15 protein-coding genes are annotated in these 15448 nt (G+C 70.4%); 12 read left to right on the top strand and 3 right to left on the bottom strand.

Features of this window, described 5'->3' with window-relative positions; genetic code table 11:
- Window positions 1-110: 110 nt before the first annotated feature.
- Both ACIBJH_RS26965 and ACIBJH_RS26960 read left to right on the top strand, forming a co-directional pair.
- Window positions 111-941 (top strand): aldo/keto reductase, encoded by an 831-nt coding sequence (locus tag ACIBJH_RS26965; protein WP_399119443.1) that lies wholly within the window; start codon window positions 111-113, stop codon window positions 939-941.
- Window positions 942-1039: 98 nt separating this feature from the next.
- The gene (locus ACIBJH_RS26960) at window positions 1040-1477 is read left to right on the top strand and encodes a cupin domain-containing protein (RefSeq protein ID WP_399119442.1); all 438 of its coding nucleotides are present in this window, start codon (window positions 1040-1042) and stop codon (window positions 1475-1477) included.
- Between the two features lie 9 nt (window positions 1478-1486).
- Here the strand turns inward: ACIBJH_RS26960 and ACIBJH_RS26955 are convergent, their stop codons facing one another.
- The 3 genes from ACIBJH_RS26955 to ACIBJH_RS26945 form a co-directional block, all read right to left on the bottom strand.
- Entirely contained in the window at window positions 1487-3814 is a 2328-nt protein-coding gene (locus ACIBJH_RS26955) for a SpoIIE family protein phosphatase (protein ID WP_399119441.1), read from the bottom strand.
- A gap of 64 nt (window positions 3815-3878) precedes the next feature.
- Entirely contained in the window at window positions 3879-4346 is a 468-nt protein-coding gene (locus ACIBJH_RS26950) for a peroxiredoxin (RefSeq protein ID WP_399119440.1), read from the bottom strand.
- Window positions 4343-4726 carry a DoxX family protein gene (locus ACIBJH_RS26945; RefSeq protein ID WP_093631096.1) on the bottom strand — a complete coding sequence of 128 codons (384 nt, stop codon included), beginning with the start codon at window positions 4724-4726 and terminating at the stop codon, window positions 4343-4345. The genes ACIBJH_RS26950 and ACIBJH_RS26945 overlap by 4 nt, the downstream gene beginning before the upstream one ends.
- A 126-nt stretch (window positions 4727-4852) precedes the next feature.
- Here ACIBJH_RS26945 and ACIBJH_RS26940 point away from each other — a divergent pair, with 126 nt between their 5' ends.
- The 10 genes from ACIBJH_RS26940 (at window position 4853) to ACIBJH_RS26895 (ending at window position 15442) form a co-directional block, all read left to right on the top strand.
- Window positions 4853-6019 (top strand): acyl-CoA dehydrogenase family protein, encoded by a 1167-nt coding sequence (locus ACIBJH_RS26940; RefSeq protein WP_399119439.1) that lies wholly within the window; start codon window positions 4853-4855, stop codon window positions 6017-6019.
- The gene (locus ACIBJH_RS26935; protein WP_399119438.1) at window positions 6020-6787 is read left to right on the top strand and encodes an SDR family NAD(P)-dependent oxidoreductase; all 768 of its coding nucleotides are present in this window, start codon (window positions 6020-6022) and stop codon (window positions 6785-6787) included.
- A 24-nt stretch (window positions 6788-6811) separates the two neighbouring features.
- Complete coding sequence (locus tag ACIBJH_RS26930; protein ID WP_399119437.1) at window positions 6812-7666, top strand: FadR/GntR family transcriptional regulator; 855 nt, start codon at window positions 6812-6814, stop codon at window positions 7664-7666.
- Between the two features lie 82 nt (window positions 7667-7748).
- Window positions 7749-8549, top strand: coding sequence for an enoyl-CoA hydratase/isomerase family protein (locus tag ACIBJH_RS26925; protein WP_019070026.1), 801 nt, complete (start codon window positions 7749-7751; stop codon window positions 8547-8549).
- Between the two features lie 2 nt (window positions 8550-8551).
- The gene (locus tag ACIBJH_RS26920; RefSeq protein ID WP_399119436.1) at window positions 8552-9523 is read left to right on the top strand and encodes an acyl-CoA dehydrogenase family protein; all 972 of its coding nucleotides are present in this window, start codon (window positions 8552-8554) and stop codon (window positions 9521-9523) included.
- Window positions 9520-10659, top strand: coding sequence for an acyl-CoA dehydrogenase family protein (locus ACIBJH_RS26915; protein WP_399119435.1), 1140 nt, complete (start codon window positions 9520-9522; stop codon window positions 10657-10659). Before ACIBJH_RS26920 ends, ACIBJH_RS26915 begins: the two co-directional genes overlap by 4 nt.
- A 15-nt stretch (window positions 10660-10674) precedes the next feature.
- Window positions 10675-12258 carry a FadD3 family acyl-CoA ligase gene (locus ACIBJH_RS26910; protein ID WP_399119434.1) on the top strand — a complete coding sequence of 528 codons (1584 nt, stop codon included), beginning with the start codon at window positions 10675-10677 and terminating at the stop codon, window positions 12256-12258.
- A 3-nt stretch (window positions 12259-12261) separates the two neighbouring features.
- Window positions 12262-13461, top strand: a complete 1200-nt coding sequence (locus ACIBJH_RS26905) for a CaiB/BaiF CoA transferase family protein (RefSeq protein WP_399119433.1) — start codon at window positions 12262-12264, stop codon at window positions 13459-13461.
- Window positions 13458-14279, top strand: a complete 822-nt coding sequence (locus tag ACIBJH_RS26900) for an enoyl-CoA hydratase/isomerase family protein (RefSeq protein ID WP_399119432.1) — start codon at window positions 13458-13460, stop codon at window positions 14277-14279. Before ACIBJH_RS26905 ends, ACIBJH_RS26900 begins: the two co-directional genes overlap by 4 nt.
- On the top strand, window positions 14279-15442 hold the full coding sequence (locus ACIBJH_RS26895) for a thiolase family protein (protein ID WP_399119431.1): 1164 nt from the start codon (window positions 14279-14281) through the stop codon (window positions 15440-15442). Before ACIBJH_RS26900 ends, ACIBJH_RS26895 begins: the two co-directional genes overlap by 1 nt.
- Window positions 15443-15448: the final 6 nt, after the last annotated feature.

The following is a 15448-nucleotide window of genomic DNA, read 5'->3' as shown; positions in this document are numbered from 1 at the left end:
ACCCAGGTCGTACCGGGTTCAAGAAGATCGTGACAGCGATCACCGCACCGGGCGACAGGGCTCCCGGGCGCCCATACTGGCTGTACCGCACAGTCAAGGGAAGGTCGATCGTGATCAGCATCCCGACGCACACGCTCAACGACGGAACGAAGCTCCCCGCCATCGGTCTGGGCACCTGGCCGATGGACGACGCGACGGCCGAGGAGGCCGTGGACGGCGCGTTGCGCATGGGCTATCGCCTGGTGGACACGGCGACGAACTACCGCAACGAGACCGGTGTCGGCCGGGGCATCGCCCGCAGTGGTGTGCCGCGCGAGGAGATCGTCGTGACGACGAAGCTCCCGGGCCGCCACCACGGCTACGACGAGACCCTCGCGTCCTTCGAGGAGTCCCGGGCGCGGCTCGGCGTGGAGTACGTGGACCTGTATCTGATCCACTGGCCGTTGCCCCGCGTGGGCAAGTACGTGGATTCGTGGAAGGCGATGATCAAGCTCCGCGAGGAGGGTCTCGTCCGGTCGATCGGTGTCTCCAACTTCACGCCCGAGCACATCGAGCGGCTGGAGAAGGAGACCGGCGTGCTGCCCTCCGTCAACCAGATCGAGCTGCATCCGCTGTTCCCGCAGGACGAACTGCGTGCCTTCGGCGTCGAGAAGGGTGTTCTCACCGAGAGTTGGAGCCCTCTCGGACGCGGCTCCGCGCTGCTGGACGACCCGACCGTCGTCACGGTCGCGGAGGCCTTCGGTGTGACGCCGGGGCAGGTGGTGCTCCGTTGGCACACCCAGCTCGGGGCGGTCCCGATCCCCAAGTCGGCCGACCCGGACCGGCAGCGCGCCAACCTCGACATCTTCGGCTTCGAACTCGGCCCGGCGCAGCTGGCCGCCCTCTCCGACCACGCCCCGCAGCGCCTGGGCGGGGACCCGGAAACGCACGAGGAATTCTGAGAGTCCCGGGGTGGAAGTTGCGTGTTTCCACCCCCAACTCGCCTTCCCTGCCTCTATGTTCACGGCGGAGGCTCAAGATCTCACCGGAAGGTTCCCGTATGCGCACCGCGTTCCGTACCGCCGTGACCGGAGTGGTGGCCACCACTGCCCTGCTGGCCGGCGGCACCGTCGCCCAGGCGACCCCCGCCGGGCCGGGTGTCACCGCCAAGCTGATCAGCCAGACCACGATCGGCGACACCGACTACACGGTGCGCGAGATCACCATTCCGCCCGGTCAGGCCACGGGCTGGCACTACCACGACGGTCCCCTGTACGGAATCGTCAAGGAGGGCACGCTCAGTCACTTCGACTCCAGCTGCGCCTCCGACGGCGTGTACCGGAAGGGCAGCACCATCCAGGAGCCGGCCGGGGCGGGCAACGTGCACATCGGCCGCAACCTGGGGAAGACTCCGCTCGTGCTGGACGTGCTGTACGTCCTGCCGCACGGATCGCCGTTCTCGGAGGACGCGCCGAACCCCGGCTGCCCCTTCGAGTGAGCGGTCCGGTCAGTCGGGCGGCAGCGGCTGCTCCGCCCAGATCGTCTTGCCGCTGCCGGTCTGTCTGCTCCCCCACCGCTGGGTGAGCTGGGCGACGAGGAGAAGTCCGCGTCCGCCCTCGTCGAAGGCGTGGGCGCGGCGCAGATGCGGTGAGGTCGAACTGCCGTCGGAGACCTCGCAGATGAGGGCGCGGTCGCGGATCAGGCGGAGCTGGATGGGCGGTTGGCCGTAGCGGATGGCGTTGGTGACCAGTTCGCTGACGACCAGTTCGGTGACGAAGGCCTCCTCCTCCAGTCCCCAGGCCGCGAGTTGGTCGGTGGCGGCCTGCCGGGCCCCGGCCACGCGGGCGGGGTCCGGTTCGATGTCCCAGGTGGCGATCCGGTCGCCGCCCAGCGCACGGGTGCGGGCCAGCAACAGGGCCACGTCGTCGCTCGGTTCCTCCGGCATCACCGCCTTCAGCACCGAGTCACAGAGTGCGTCCAGGGATTCGGCGGACGCGGTGAGCGCGCGGCACAGTTCGGCGGTGGTGTGGTCGACGTCGCGGTCCCGGTCCTCGATCAGACCGTCCGTGTACAGCGCGACGACGGCACCCTCGGGCAGCTCCAACTCGACGGCCTCGAAAGGGAGTCCGCCGACTCCGAGCGGTGGTCCCGCGGTCATGGGGACGAGGCTCGCGGTCCCGTCGGGCAGGACGAGGGCGGGCGGTGGGTGTCCGGCGGCGGCCATGGTGAGGCGGCGCGAGACGGGGTCGTAGACGGCGTAGAGACAGGTCGCGCCGAGTTCCGCGACCTCGTCGCCGGTGTCGTCGCTCGCGAGGTGGGTGACCAGGTCGTCGAGGTGGGTGAGGAGTTCGTCGGGCGGGAGGTCCACGTCGGCGAGTGTGCGGACGGCCGTGCAGAGGCGGCCCATGGTCGCCGAGGACGCGATGCCGTGTCCGACGACGTCGCCGACGACGAGGGCGACCCGGCTGCCGGACAGCGGGATCACGTCGAACCAGTCGCCGCCGATGCCCGCGAGCGAACCGGAGGGCCGGTAGCGGTGGGCCACCTCGACCGCGGCCTGTCCGGGCAGGCCTCTGGGCAGCAGGGTGTGCTGCAGGGCCAGCGCGGTGCTGCGTTCGCGGGCGAAACGGCGGGCGTTGTCGATGCAGACGGCGGCGCGGCTGGCCAACTCCTCGGCGAGTACGGCGTCGTCCTCCGCGTAGTCGTCCGGGTGCGCCATGCGGACGGCCACCGCGACGCCGAGGGTGGTGCCGCGCGCCCGCAGCGGCACCGCGATCATCGAGTGGACGCCCTCGCGGTGCGAACGGCCTTCGGGGGAACGGGCGTTGCGGTCCGCCACCCAGCGGACGAAGTCGGGTTCACCCGCCTGGCCGCGCACCGCCCGCCCCTCGCGCAGGGCCTGCACGGGCGGTGAGGAGAGCGGGTAGACGTCCGCCTGTCCGAGGTGCACGGCGGCGTCCGGCGCTCCCTCGGTGACGGAACGGTGAGCGACGCGGCGCAGCACGATCTCACCCTCCGGGTCCTGCGGCGGTTCGTCGGCACCGAGCACCCACGGGAGCAGATCCACGCTGGCGAAGTCGGCGTAACGGGGCACCAGCAGCTCCGCGAGTTCCTCGGCGGTGCGCACCACGTCGAGGGTGGTGCCGATGCAGGTCGCCGCCTCGTTGAGCAGGGCCAGCCGCTGTCGGGCGCGGTACTGCTCGGTGCTGTCGAACGCCGCGAGGGCGACCGCCGTCAACTCACCTGAGGCATCCCTGAGGGGCCACATCTCGATGCTCCAGGCGTGCTCCCGGTTCAGGGCGGGGGCGCCCGCCCAGCTGTCGTAGCGGAGCGGTCTGCCCGTCTCGACGACCTGGCGCAGGTTGCGGAGGAAGCCCTGGCTGTGTTCGGTGCCCTCGACGCTCTCCGGGAAGAACCGGCCGAGCAGGACGTCCTCCGGGACGCCCATCACGCGGCAGGCGACGTCGTTGACGCGGAGATAGCGCTGCCCGGTGTCGAAGACGGACAGTGACATCGACGCCTGCTCGAAGGCCTGCTCTGCGAGGGTGGGGCCGGGGTCGGCGGTGAGGACGTAGCCGTCCGGAGTGCCGTCCGCGCCGAGCATCGCGCAGGCCCGCACGGTGAGCGGGAGCGGGGAGCCGTCCCGGTGTCGTAGGACCACCGGGCCGGCCAGTGCGGCCACGGACGTGGCGGCGGGGGGTTCGGCGAGCAGTGCCGCCACCGACCGGCCCACGGCCTCCTCGGCCGGGTATCCCGTCAGCGTCCGGGCACCCTCGCTCCACCCCGTCACGATGCCCCGGGCATCGATGACCGCCGCGGCGGAGGCCTGCTCCATATCGTCCAGGATGGTCCCTGTACCGCATCGCATCAACCGCGATACGGCATTCGCGGCCCCTGTGTCACTTCCGGTGGGCGCGCAGTGCGGCGAGGGCGCGGTCGGCGTGGGTGTTCATCCGGAGTTCGCTGGTGACGACCTCCAGGATCGTGCGGTCCTCGCCGATCACGAAGGTGGCCCGCTTGGTGGGCGCGAGCGAGAACCCGCGCTTCACGCCGAACCGCTCCCGGATCGTCCCGTCGACGTCCGAGAGAAGGGGCATGCCGAGGGTGTTCTTCGCGGCGAACTGCTGCTGCTTGTCGACCGTGTCGCCGCTGATGCCGACGGGCCGGGCGCCGACGGCAGCGAACTCGGCCGCCAGATCACGGAAGTGGCAGGCCTCGGCGGTGCAGCCGGCGGACAGGGCCGCCGGATAGAAGAAGAGCACCACGGGCCCCTCGGCGAGCAGTTCCGTGAGGCTGCGTTCCGCGCCGGTCTCGTCCGGCAGCGTGAAGTCCTCGACCTTGTCGCCGACGTTCAGACGATCGCTCATGACTGTCCCTCCCCATTGTTCTTCGCGACACTACGGGCCCACAGCACGAGGGGTATCTGCAGGGGCAGCCGTCCCAGGGCCGCCGCCTTCTGCGGGGCCGGGCGGTCCCGCCAGTCGATCGCCATCTGCACATTGGCGGGGAACACGCCGACGAAGAACGCCGCCGCGGCCAGTGCGGCCGTACGCCGGGTGCGCGGCACGGCGAGCCCGGCGGCCAGCGCCAGTTCGACGGCACCGCTCGCGTAGGTCCAGGTCCGGGGCGCCCCCGGCAGGGCGCGCGGGATCGTCGCGTCGAACTGTTTCGGCGAGGCGAAGTGGGCGACCCCCGCGGTCGCGAGCAGTCCGGCGAGCAGCAGCGACGAGCGTTCGGACCGTGGCACGGTTCCTCCTCTGATGGCCTGCCGCGCGATATTACTCGACGGTAGGCGCCGCCCATCGACTGGCCCTTACGGCTTCGGTCTGACCTTTGATATGTTTCGCAGCCGGAACCGGAGAAGGGTCCGTGCATGGACTTCGAACTGACCGACGACCAGGAAACGATCCGCAAGTCCGTCGCCGGACTGCTGCGCGACTTCGACGACCAGTACTGGATGGAGAAGGACCAGGCGCACGAGTTCCCGACGGAGTTCTACGAGACCGTCGCGGGCGGCGGCTGGCTCGGGATCACGATCCCGGAGGAGTACGGCGGCCACGGCCTCGGCATCACCGAGGCCAGCCTGCTGCTCGAAGAGGTGGCGCGGGCGGGCGGCGGCATGAACGCGGCCAGCGCCATCCATCTGTCCATCTTCGGCATGCATCCCGTCGTCGTGCACGGTTCCGAGGAGCTGAAGCGCCGGACACTCCCGCGCATCGCCAACGGCGACCTGCACGTCTGCTTCGGCGTCACCGAACCGGGCGCGGGACTCGACACCGCGAGCATCACGACGTACGCACGACGGGACGGCGACCACTACGTCGCGAACGGCCGCAAGGTGTGGATCTCCAAGGCGATGGAATCGGAGAAGATCCTTCTCCTGACCCGCACCAGCAGGGCCGACGAGGTCGCTAAGAAGACCGACGGGATGACCCTGTTCCTGACGGACATCGACCGCGACCGGATCGACATCCGCCCGATCCCGAAGATGGGCCGCAACGCCGTCACCTCGAACGAACTCTTCATCGACGACCTGCGCATCCCCGTCGAGGACCGCGTCGGCGAGGAGGGCCAGGGCTTCCGCTACCTCCTCGACGGCCTCAACCCGGAGCGCATGCTGATCGCGGCCGAGGCCCTGGGCATCGGCCGGGCCTCGCTCGACAAGGCGGTGCGGTACGCCAAGGAGCGGGTCGTCTTCGGCCGCCCGATCGGTATGAACCAGGGCATCCAGTTCCCCCTCGCGGACTCCCTCGCCCGCCTGGACGCGGCCGAACTCGTGCTGCGCAAGGCGACCTGGCTGTACGACAACGGGAAGCCCTGCGGGCGCGAGGCGAACACCGCCAAGTACCTGTGCGCGGACGCCGGGTTCACGGCCGCCGACCGGGCCCTGCAGACCCACGGCGGCATGGGCTACTCCGAGGAGTACGGCGTGTCCCGCTACTTCCGCGAGGCCCGCCTCATGCGGATCGCACCGATCAGTCAGGAAATGATCCTGAACTACCTGGGATCGCACACGCTGGGACTCCCGAGGAGCTACTGAATGACCGACAGCACAGGGCTGTTCGACCTCACGGGCCGGTCGGCGCTGGTCACCGGCGCCGGGGGCGGCATCGGTTCCGCGGTCGCCGAGGCACTGGCCCGCGCGGGCGCCGCGGTGCTGGTGACCGACGTCGACGAGTCGGCCGCGGCGGCCGTCGCGGGGAAGATCAACGCGGCGGGCCTGACGGCGGACAGCGCCGCCCTCGACGTACGGGACCGGTCCGCCGCCGATACGGCCGTGGCGCGCGCGGCGGCGCTCGCCGACGGGACGCTGCACATCCTGGTCAACAACGCCGGGGTCATCGCCCCGGCCATGTTCGACAAGCTGGAGGAGGACGCGTTCCGGCGGGTCCTCGACATCCATGTGATGGGGACGTTCCACTGCGCGCAGGCCGCGCTGCCGTTCCTGCCGGACGACGGGAAGGGCAGGATCATCAACGTCACCTCGTCGGCGGGCCTGGTCGGCACGCTCGGGCAGGTCAACTACTCGGCCGCGAAGGCCGGGATCATCGGGCTGACGAAGTCCCTGGCCCGTGAACTGGCGCGGCGGCGGGTGCTGGTGAACGCGCTCGCTCCGCTGGCGGCCACACCCATGACGGAGACCATCCGGACCAACGAGAAGTTCGCGGCCCAGATGCTCGCCCGGATTCCGCTGGGCCGGTGGGCGGAGCCGGCGGAGATCGCGGGCAGTTTCGTGTTCCTCGCCTCGGACGCGGCCTCCTTCATCACCGGTCAGGTGCTGCCGGTGGACGGCGGCATGGTGATGTGACAGGTGACGCGGGTGCTGTGTTGAATGGTTCAGCCAAAGAGGCCGACGAGCGCGGCCTGCGACGAGAGGCCCGAACCTGTGCAGAGCGCCGAGCACCCTTCCCGCACCGCCCGGGGGCGCGCCACGGCCGGTGAGCCCCGGCCGCGCTTCGACACGCTCACGGTTCCCAAGGCCTCGGACGTGCTGGCGGCGGAGGTGCGCGAGCGGATCCTGTCCGGGGAGTTCACGGAGGGCATGGCGTTGCCGCCGGAACGGCAACTGGTCGAGCAGACGGGGCTGAGCCGGGCCACGGTGCGCGAGGCGCTGCGCGTCCTGGAGGTCGAACGGCTCCTGGAGATCAGGCCGGGGCGCGGGGGCGGCGCCTTCGTGCACCGGCCTGGCCGTGAATCGCTCGCGAACACCGTGCGGTTGGTGATCCGGGGGCAGCGGATCCGGCTTGAGGACCTGCACGAGACCCGGGAGGCGATCGAGCCGGCCTGCGCGGCGCTGGCGGCCAGGCGCCGTACGGACGTCGACCTCGCGGAACTGGACGACGCGCACGCCGAGTTGGTGGCGGCGGGGGACGACATCCAGCGGTTCCTGCGCGCGAACATCCACTGGCACAACGCCGTGGCGAGGGCCGGTGAGAACGAGCTTCTCATCGGGTTCATGAGCGCTCTCTCGCAGTCGATCCACGCGGCCACCGACATCGAGCAGTTCATGGACGCGGACATCCGCGAGCTGACCGCCCGCGCGCACGCCCGGATCACCGAGGCGATCCGGGACGGCGACAGCGAGGCGGCGATGCGCCGTATGACCCGCCATGTGTGCGGCTTCGCCCGGGCCGCCGCCGAGGTGGACCGCCGGGACGGCGTGGAGCTGACCGATCCCGAGAACTGACTCCGCCGGAGATGAGAATGTGATTCTCTTCTTCGTGCAACACCATTGACAGTTTCGGTCTGACCTTTAATACCATCGCGGTATGAGCAAGGTGAGTTCCGTGCTGACCGTGGCCGCCGACGGAGACGTCCGCATCGTCACCCTGAACCGCCCCGACCGGCTGAACGGCGTGTCCGAGGAGCTGCACCGACGACTGTCGGAGGTGTGGCGCGAACTCGCGGACGACACCAAGGCCCGGGCCGTCGTCCTCACGGGCGCGGGACGGGCGTTCAGCGCGGGCGGCGACTTCGACCATCTCCTACGGCACCACACCGACCCGGAGTTGCGGGAGCGGTCCATCCGGATCGACCGCACCATCCAGACCGAGATGATCCGCTTCCCGCTGCCGGTGATCGCCGCAGTCAACGGCCCCGCGGTGGGCCTGGGTTGCAGCCTCGCCCTGGCCTGCGACCTCGTACTGATCGCCGAGGACGCCTACTTCGCGGACCCGCATGTGTCGGTCGGCCTGGTGGCGGGCGACGGCGGAGTCACCCTGTGGCCGCTGCTCACCAGCCTGCTGCGGGTGAAGGAGTACCTCTTCACCGGAGACCGCATACCGGCGGCCAAGGCGGTCGAGTTCGGCCTCGCCAACCGCACGGTCCCGCCCGACGACCTGATGCGCGAAGCACTCACTCTCGCCCACCGCCTCGCGGCCCAGCCCGCCGAAGCCCTCCGCGCCACCAAGCTGGCCCTCGCCGCCGTCGTCGAACAGGTCTCGCGCGGCGGCATGGAGGCGGCCCTGATGGCCGAGCGGGCCACGATGACCAACCCGGACCACATCCGCATCATCACCGACCTCGCGGCCCGCGCCGAGCGGCGCGCGAACTCCCCCGAGGAGCGCTGAGCGTGGAGCGCGAGGAGTTCGCCCTCGTCCGCGACATGGTGCGCTCACTCGCACCCCGGCACGGCGTGACCTCGGCCGACGAGGTGAAGCCGTCGACCCGTTCGGCAGCCCAACAGGCCCTGGACGACATGGGTTTGCGAGATCTACGACGCACCTCTCCCCCAGCGGCGACCACCCAGGAGTGCGCACTGCTCGCGGAGGAACACGGCCGCCACCCGCTCACCACGTCCCTGCTCGGTACGGTCCTGCTCGCTCCGGAACTGCTCCGGTTGCTCGGCGACGACACCTCGCAGGGAACGCCCACCGTCGCGCTCACCCGCGAACTACGCTTCCCCGGGCCGGAGTCGGCGGATCTCGTCGCCTGGGACAGCGAGGGAGCCGACAGCGCGCTCCGCGTCACCACCGACGGGACCGTCTCCCGCGTCGAGTTGGGGCCGTCGGCGCCGAGCACGGACCTCGTGCGCTCGGTGCGTGCGGTGCCGTCCGACGCTCCCGTGGAGGTCGTCGGCAGCCTCACGGCACCGGACCAACTCCGTTGGCAGGCCTACGCACTCGTCGTCGTGACCGCCGAACTCGTCGGCGCGGCGGGCTCGTTCGTGGAGCAAGCCGTCGAATACGCGCGCGTCCGCCGCCAGTACGGGCAGGCGATCGGCTCCTTCCAAGCTGTACAGCATCTCCTCGCCGACGCGACGGTCCTGGTGGAGGCGGGCACCAGTGTCACGCGCTACGCGGCCTGGTGTCTCGACAACGAACCGCCGGAGCGGGCCCTGACGGCGGCGCGCGTCGCCAAGGCGGAGGTCAACTCCTCGGCGCTGGAGGCGGTGTACGCCGGCATGCAGGTCTTCGGCGGTATCGCCCAGACCTGGGAGCACATCGCGCACCTGTATCTGCGCAAAGTGCGGCTGGGCACCACGCTGCTCGCCACGACGGACGACCTGCTCCCCGCGCTGGCCGCACCGGAGGTGCCGCGATGACCGACACCCCGCTGGACTTCGGCGACCCGGCCGACCTGGACCGGCTGCGCCAGGAGTTCCGCGCCTGGCTGGACCGACACCCGCTTCCTGAACGGGAGTCGGGCGAGCCGGTCCCGGTCTTCCTGCACCGCTGGCACCGGCTGCTGCACTCGGGCGGCTGGGTCGGACTCGACGTCCCGGAGCGCTACGGCGGCCGGGGCCTGACCGCGCTGCACCAGGTCGCGATCAGTGACGAACTCGGCGCCTGCCGGGCCCCGGGCGTCCCCCGGATCGGCTATCTCGCCCACGCCCTCCTGGAGTTCGGCTCCGAGGAGCAACGACTGCGGTTCCTGCCAAGGATGTTGGCCGGTGACGAGGTCTGGTGCCAGGGCTTCAGCGAACCGGGAGCCGGCTCGGACCTGGCGGGCATGAGCACCTCCGCCGAACGGCACGACGACCACTACATCGTGCGCGGCCAGAAGCTCTGGACCAGCTACGCCCAGTACTCCGGCCTGTGCCTGCTGCTGGCCCGCACCGATCGCTCGGCACCGGCCCACAAGTCGATCTCGGCGTTCGTCCTGCCCCTGGACCGCCCCGGCGTGACGGTACGGCCGCTGCGCGCGGCCAACGGCGACGACGAGTTCTGCGAGCTGTTCCTCGACGACGTCCGTATCGAGGAGTCCGAGCGCGTCGGCGCCGAGGGCGTCGGCTGGGCACTGGCGATGACGACGGTGTCGTACGAGCGCAATGCTCTCGACACCGGGCACATCTCGAAGTACGGGCTACTCGTCGAGCGGTTGCGGAGCTTCGCCGCCGAGCGGCGGGGCAGTCTGCCCGACGGGCTGCTGTCGCGGATCGGCCGGTGTGTCGTCGACTACGAGGTCCTGGTGGCGCACGCCCGCCGCCGCACCGCCGAACGCCTCGCCGGACAGGTCGCCGGTCCCGAGTCGTCCGTGGACAAACTGCTGATGACGAGGACCGAACAACGGCTCTACGACACGGCACTTGAGGTGTTCCCGGCCGAACTGGCCCAGGAGGGCGGTGAGTTGTTCGGCGACTACCTCTACTCCCGTGCGGCCTCCGTCTACGGCGGCACCTCCCAGATCCAGCGGAACATCATCGCCAAGCGGATCCTGCATCTCCCCTCGAACGGCTAGCCCTGGAGCCAACTGATGCGCTACGACGACGAATTCCTGAGCATCCCCCACGTCATCAGGCTGGCCGCCGAACGCTTCGGGGACGCCACGGCACTCATCGACGGGGACCGCCGCTGGACGTTCCGGGAGCTGAAGGACCAGATGGTCGACGCGGTCCGCGCCACCATCGCGCTCGGCATCAAGCCCGGGGACCGGATCGGGCTGTGCGCCCCCAACTCGGGGGAGTGGATCTTCGCCGCGCTGGGCATCCACGGCGCCGGGGGCGTACTGGTCCCGCTCAACACCCGGTTCAAGGCGCAGGAGATCTCGTACATCCTGCGGAAGTCGGAGGCGGCTGCCGTGTTCGCCTCACCCTTCCTGGGCAACGACTACATCGGCGAACTGCGGAAGGCCGATCCGGAACTGCCGGCCCTGCACAAGACGGTGTCGGTTCTCGGTCCGCAGGGGGCGGCCGAGCTGGCATGGAACGACTTTCTCGGTGCGGGACACGGCGTTTCGGCCTCCTCCGCCCATGAGTCGATCGACCGGTTGACGCCGGACGACGTGTCCGACGTGATGTTCACATCCGGCACGACGGGCCACCCGAAGGGCGTGATGCTCACGCACGGCCAGTCCCTGCGCGCGTACGGGTGGATGGCCGAGGAGTACACGTTCCGGGAGTCCGACACCTTCCTGGTGATCCCACCGTTCTTCCACTGCTTCGGTTACAAGGCGGGGTGGCTGGCCTCCCTGATGCACGGGGTGACCGTCATCCCCATGGCCGTCTTCGACGCCGGCCGGGCGCTGGACCTCATCGCCCGGGAGCGGGTGAGCATCCTCCTCGGCCCGCCGACGATCTTCCACGACCTGGTCAACCATCCGGCCCGGGCCACCCACGACCTGACCTCGCTGCGCGTCTCCATGACGGGCGGTACGACGATTCCGGAATCGCTGATCCGCGCCATGAAGACGGAGTTGTCGTTCGACATCGTGATGAGTGCCTACGGACTCACCGAGTCCACCGCGCTGGTGACCACGACGCGGGTCGGGGACTCGGAGGAGACCGTCGCTCGCACCACGGGAAGCGCCATCCCGGGTGTCCAGGTCCGGATCGTCGCCGACGACGGGCTCGACGTCCCGATCGGGCTCGACGGCGAGATCCTCGTGCGCGGCTACAACGTCACCCGCGGCTACTGGGACGACCCCGACGCCACCGCCTCGACGATCGACGCCGAGGGCTGGCTGCACACCGGGGACATCGGACGGCTCGACGACGACGGCAACCTCGCCATCGTCGACCGGAAGAAGGAGATGTACATCGTGGGCGGCTTCAACGCGTATCCGGCGGAGATAGAGAAGCTGCTTCTCGGCTGCGAATGCGTCCAGCAGGTCGCCGTGATCGGCGTTCCCGACGAACGCCTCGGCGAGGTCGGCTGCGCCTTCGTGGTCGCGGACCCGGAGCACCCGACGACCGAGCCCGCGGTCATCGCCTGGGCCCGCGAGAACATGGCGAACTTCAAGGTCCCCCGGCATGTCCGGTTCGTCGGCCAACTCCCGCGCAACGCGAGCCAGAAGGTACTGAAGGACGAACTCCGTGCCAGTTTCACGGCCGTGGGCTGAGAGATGACGACAACGACCGGGCCGCTGGCCGGAATCACCGTGGTCGCGCTGGAACAGGCGATCTCCGCCCCCATGTGCACCCGCACGCTCGGCGACTTCGGCGCCCGCGTGATCAAGGTCGAGAACCCTCAGGGCGGCGACTTCGCCCGCCACTACGACGACGTGGTCAAGGGACTCGGGGCGCACTTCGTCTGGGTCAACCGGGGCAAGGAGTCGGTAGCCCTGGACCTGAAGACTCCCGGCGGCATGGGCGTCCTGCACCGCCTGCTGGAGCGCGCCGACGTCCTCGTCTCCAACCTCACACCCGGCACCACGGCCAAACTGGGCATCTCCCCCGACGACTTGACGACCCGTCACCCCGAACTGATCGCCGTCGAGATCGACGGCTACGGCCCCGGCGGCCCGCTCTCCCACAAGCGGGCCTACGACCTCCTCGTACAGGCCGAGTCGGGCGCCTGCTCGGTGACCGGATCCCCGGGAGCACCGGCCAAACCCGGCCCCCCGATGGCCGATGTGAGCAGCGGGCTGTACGCCGCGCTGTCGGTCGTCGCGCTGCTGTGCGGCAGGGAACGCGGAGTGGGGCCCGCGGCCTCGTCCGTCGCGGTCAGCCTGTTCGACACGATGACGGAGCTGATGGGCTATCCGCTCACCTACACCCGGCACTCCGGGGTCGAGCAGCAGCCGCTCGGTCTGAGTTCGCCGGCCGTGGCACCGTACGGCGCCCATCGCACCGCCGACGGCCACACCGTGATCCTCGGGACGACGAACGACCGTGAATGGCAGCGCCTGGCAAGGGAGTTGCTCGAACGCCCCGACCTCGCGGACGACCCCCGCTTCCGGAGCAACGCGGGACGGGTGGAGCACCGCGCCCTGCTGGAGCCGGAGATCAGCGCCTGGTGCGCACGGCACGACCTCGCGTACGTACAGGATCGCGCGGACGCGGCCGGGATCGGCAACTCCCGTTACAACACGACCAGTGACGTCATCGCCCACCCGCATCTCCAGGCACGGAACCGGTGGCGGGAGATCGACACGCCGTCCGGTCCGGTGCCGGCGCTGCTGCCGCCCCCGGTCATCGCCGGGTACGACCCGCCGATGGGCGCGATTCCCGCGCTCGGCCAGCACACCGACGCCGTACTCGCCGAACTCGGCCTCACGGGCGAGGAGATCGCCGTACTCCGGGCACAGGGAGCGGTGCGTTGAGCGGGCCGCCGGTGCTTCTGACGAGCGACGCCGACGGTGTCCGGACGCTGACGCTGAACCGGCCGGAGCGCAAGAATGCCATCGACGCCGACCTGTGGGACGCTCTGCGAACGGCGCTCACCGCGGCGGGCAGCGATCGTACGGTACGTGCGCTCGTGCTCACCGGTGCGGGCGGCGCGTTCTGCTCCGGGGCCGACATCCGCAAGGGCGTCAGCGACGAGCACCCCCTGTACCGGATGCGGACTCTGACCGAAGTCACGCTGATGCTGCACGAGTTGCCGATCCCCACGATCGCCAAGGTGCACGGGGTGGCGGTCGGCGCGGGCTGGAATCTCGCCCTGGGCTGCGACTTCGTCGTGGCCACTCCGGAGAGCGCGTTCTCGCAGATCTTCGCGCGCCGTGCCCTGTCCATGGACTGCGGCGGCTCCTGGCTGCTGCCGAAGCTGGTGGGGTTGCAGCAGGCGAAACGGCTGGCGCTGCTGGCCGAGACGATCGACGCCGAGGAGGCCCGCGCGCTGAACCTGGTGACCTGGGTCGTGGACGCCGACAAGATCGACGCTTTCGTGGGCGATCTGACCGCCCGGCTGGTCGCCGGAGCCCCGGTCGCTCTCGCACAGAACAAGGCGCTCCTCAACGAGAACGCCGATCGCACGCTGCGCGAGGCCCTTGCCGGTGAGGCGCGGGCGCAGGCCATGAACTTCGCCACGGCAGACGTCCCGGAAGCGTATGCCGCCTTCGTGGAGAAGCGCCCGCCTCGCTACACGGGGTGCTGGGCAGTGCCGGGAACAGCCGCGCCTACAGCGACAAAGGAGACGTAATGCGTAAGGCAGTGGTGGTGGAGGCGGTCCGCACCGCCGTCGGCAAACGGAACGGCGGTCTGGCCGGTGTGCACGCGGCCGACCTCTCCGCCGTCGTCCTCCGCGCCCTCGTCGACCGTACGGGCCTGGATCCCGAGGTCGTGGACGACGTGGTGTGGGGCTGCGTGGGCCAGCTGGGCGACCAGTCGAGCAACATCGGCCGCTACGCGGTGCTGGCCGCGGGCTGGCCCGAGACCATCCCGGGGACCACGGTGAACCGGGCCTGCGGATCGAGCCAGCAGGCCCTGGACTTCGCCGCCCAGGCGGTCATGTCCGGCCAGCAGGACGTCGTGGTCGCGGGCGGCGTCGAGGTGATGAGCCGGGTCCCGCTCGGGGCCTCGCGGGCCGGCGGGATGCCGTACGGTCCCCAAGTCCTCGCCCGTTACGAGGACTTCTCCTTCAACCAGGGTGTCTCGGCCGAGCTGATCGCGCGGAAGTGGGGCCTTGGCCGGGGTGTCCTCGACGAGTTCGCCGCGCTGTCGCACGAGCGGGCGGCGGCCGCGCAGGACGGCGGGGCGTTCGACGCGCAGATCGTGCCGGTGACCGCGGACACGGACACGGGCGCGGGCGCGGGCGCGGTGACCTTGGACGAGGGCATACGGCGAGGGACCAGCAGCGCCACTCTCGCGAAGCTGAAACCGTCCTTCCAGGAGGACGGGGTGATCCACGCGGGCAACTCCTCGCAGATCTCCGACGGTGCGGCGGCTCTGCTGGTGACCACCCCGGAGAAGGCCCGTGAGCTGGGGCTGACACCGATCGCGCACTACCGGGCGGGTGTGGTCACCGGTTCCGATCCGGTCCTCATGCTGACCGGACCGATCCCCGCGACCGAGAAGGTGCTGCGCAAGGCCGGAGTCGCACTCTCCGAGGTGGGCGTCTTCGAGGTCAACGAGGCCTTCGCGCCCATCCCGCTGGCCTGGCTGGCCGAGACCGGAGCGGATCCGGCCCTCCTCAACCCGCTCGGGGGTGCCATCGCGCTCGGGCATCCGCTCGGCGCGTCGGGTGCCGTCCTGATGACGCGCATGCTCCACCACATGCGGGAGAACGGCATCCGCTACGGCCTGCAGACCATGTGCGAGGGCGGCGGCACCGCCAACGCCACCGTCGTCGAACTCGCTTCCTGACAGGGG

Origin of the sequence: Streptomyces sp. NPDC050548, from assembly GCF_044457385.1 — a bacterium.
Taxonomy (GTDB): domain Bacteria; phylum Actinomycetota; class Actinomycetes; order Streptomycetales; family Streptomycetaceae; genus Streptomyces.
Note: the sequence above shows the minus strand (reverse complement) of the source record. Positions and strands in the feature narration are given on the sequence as shown.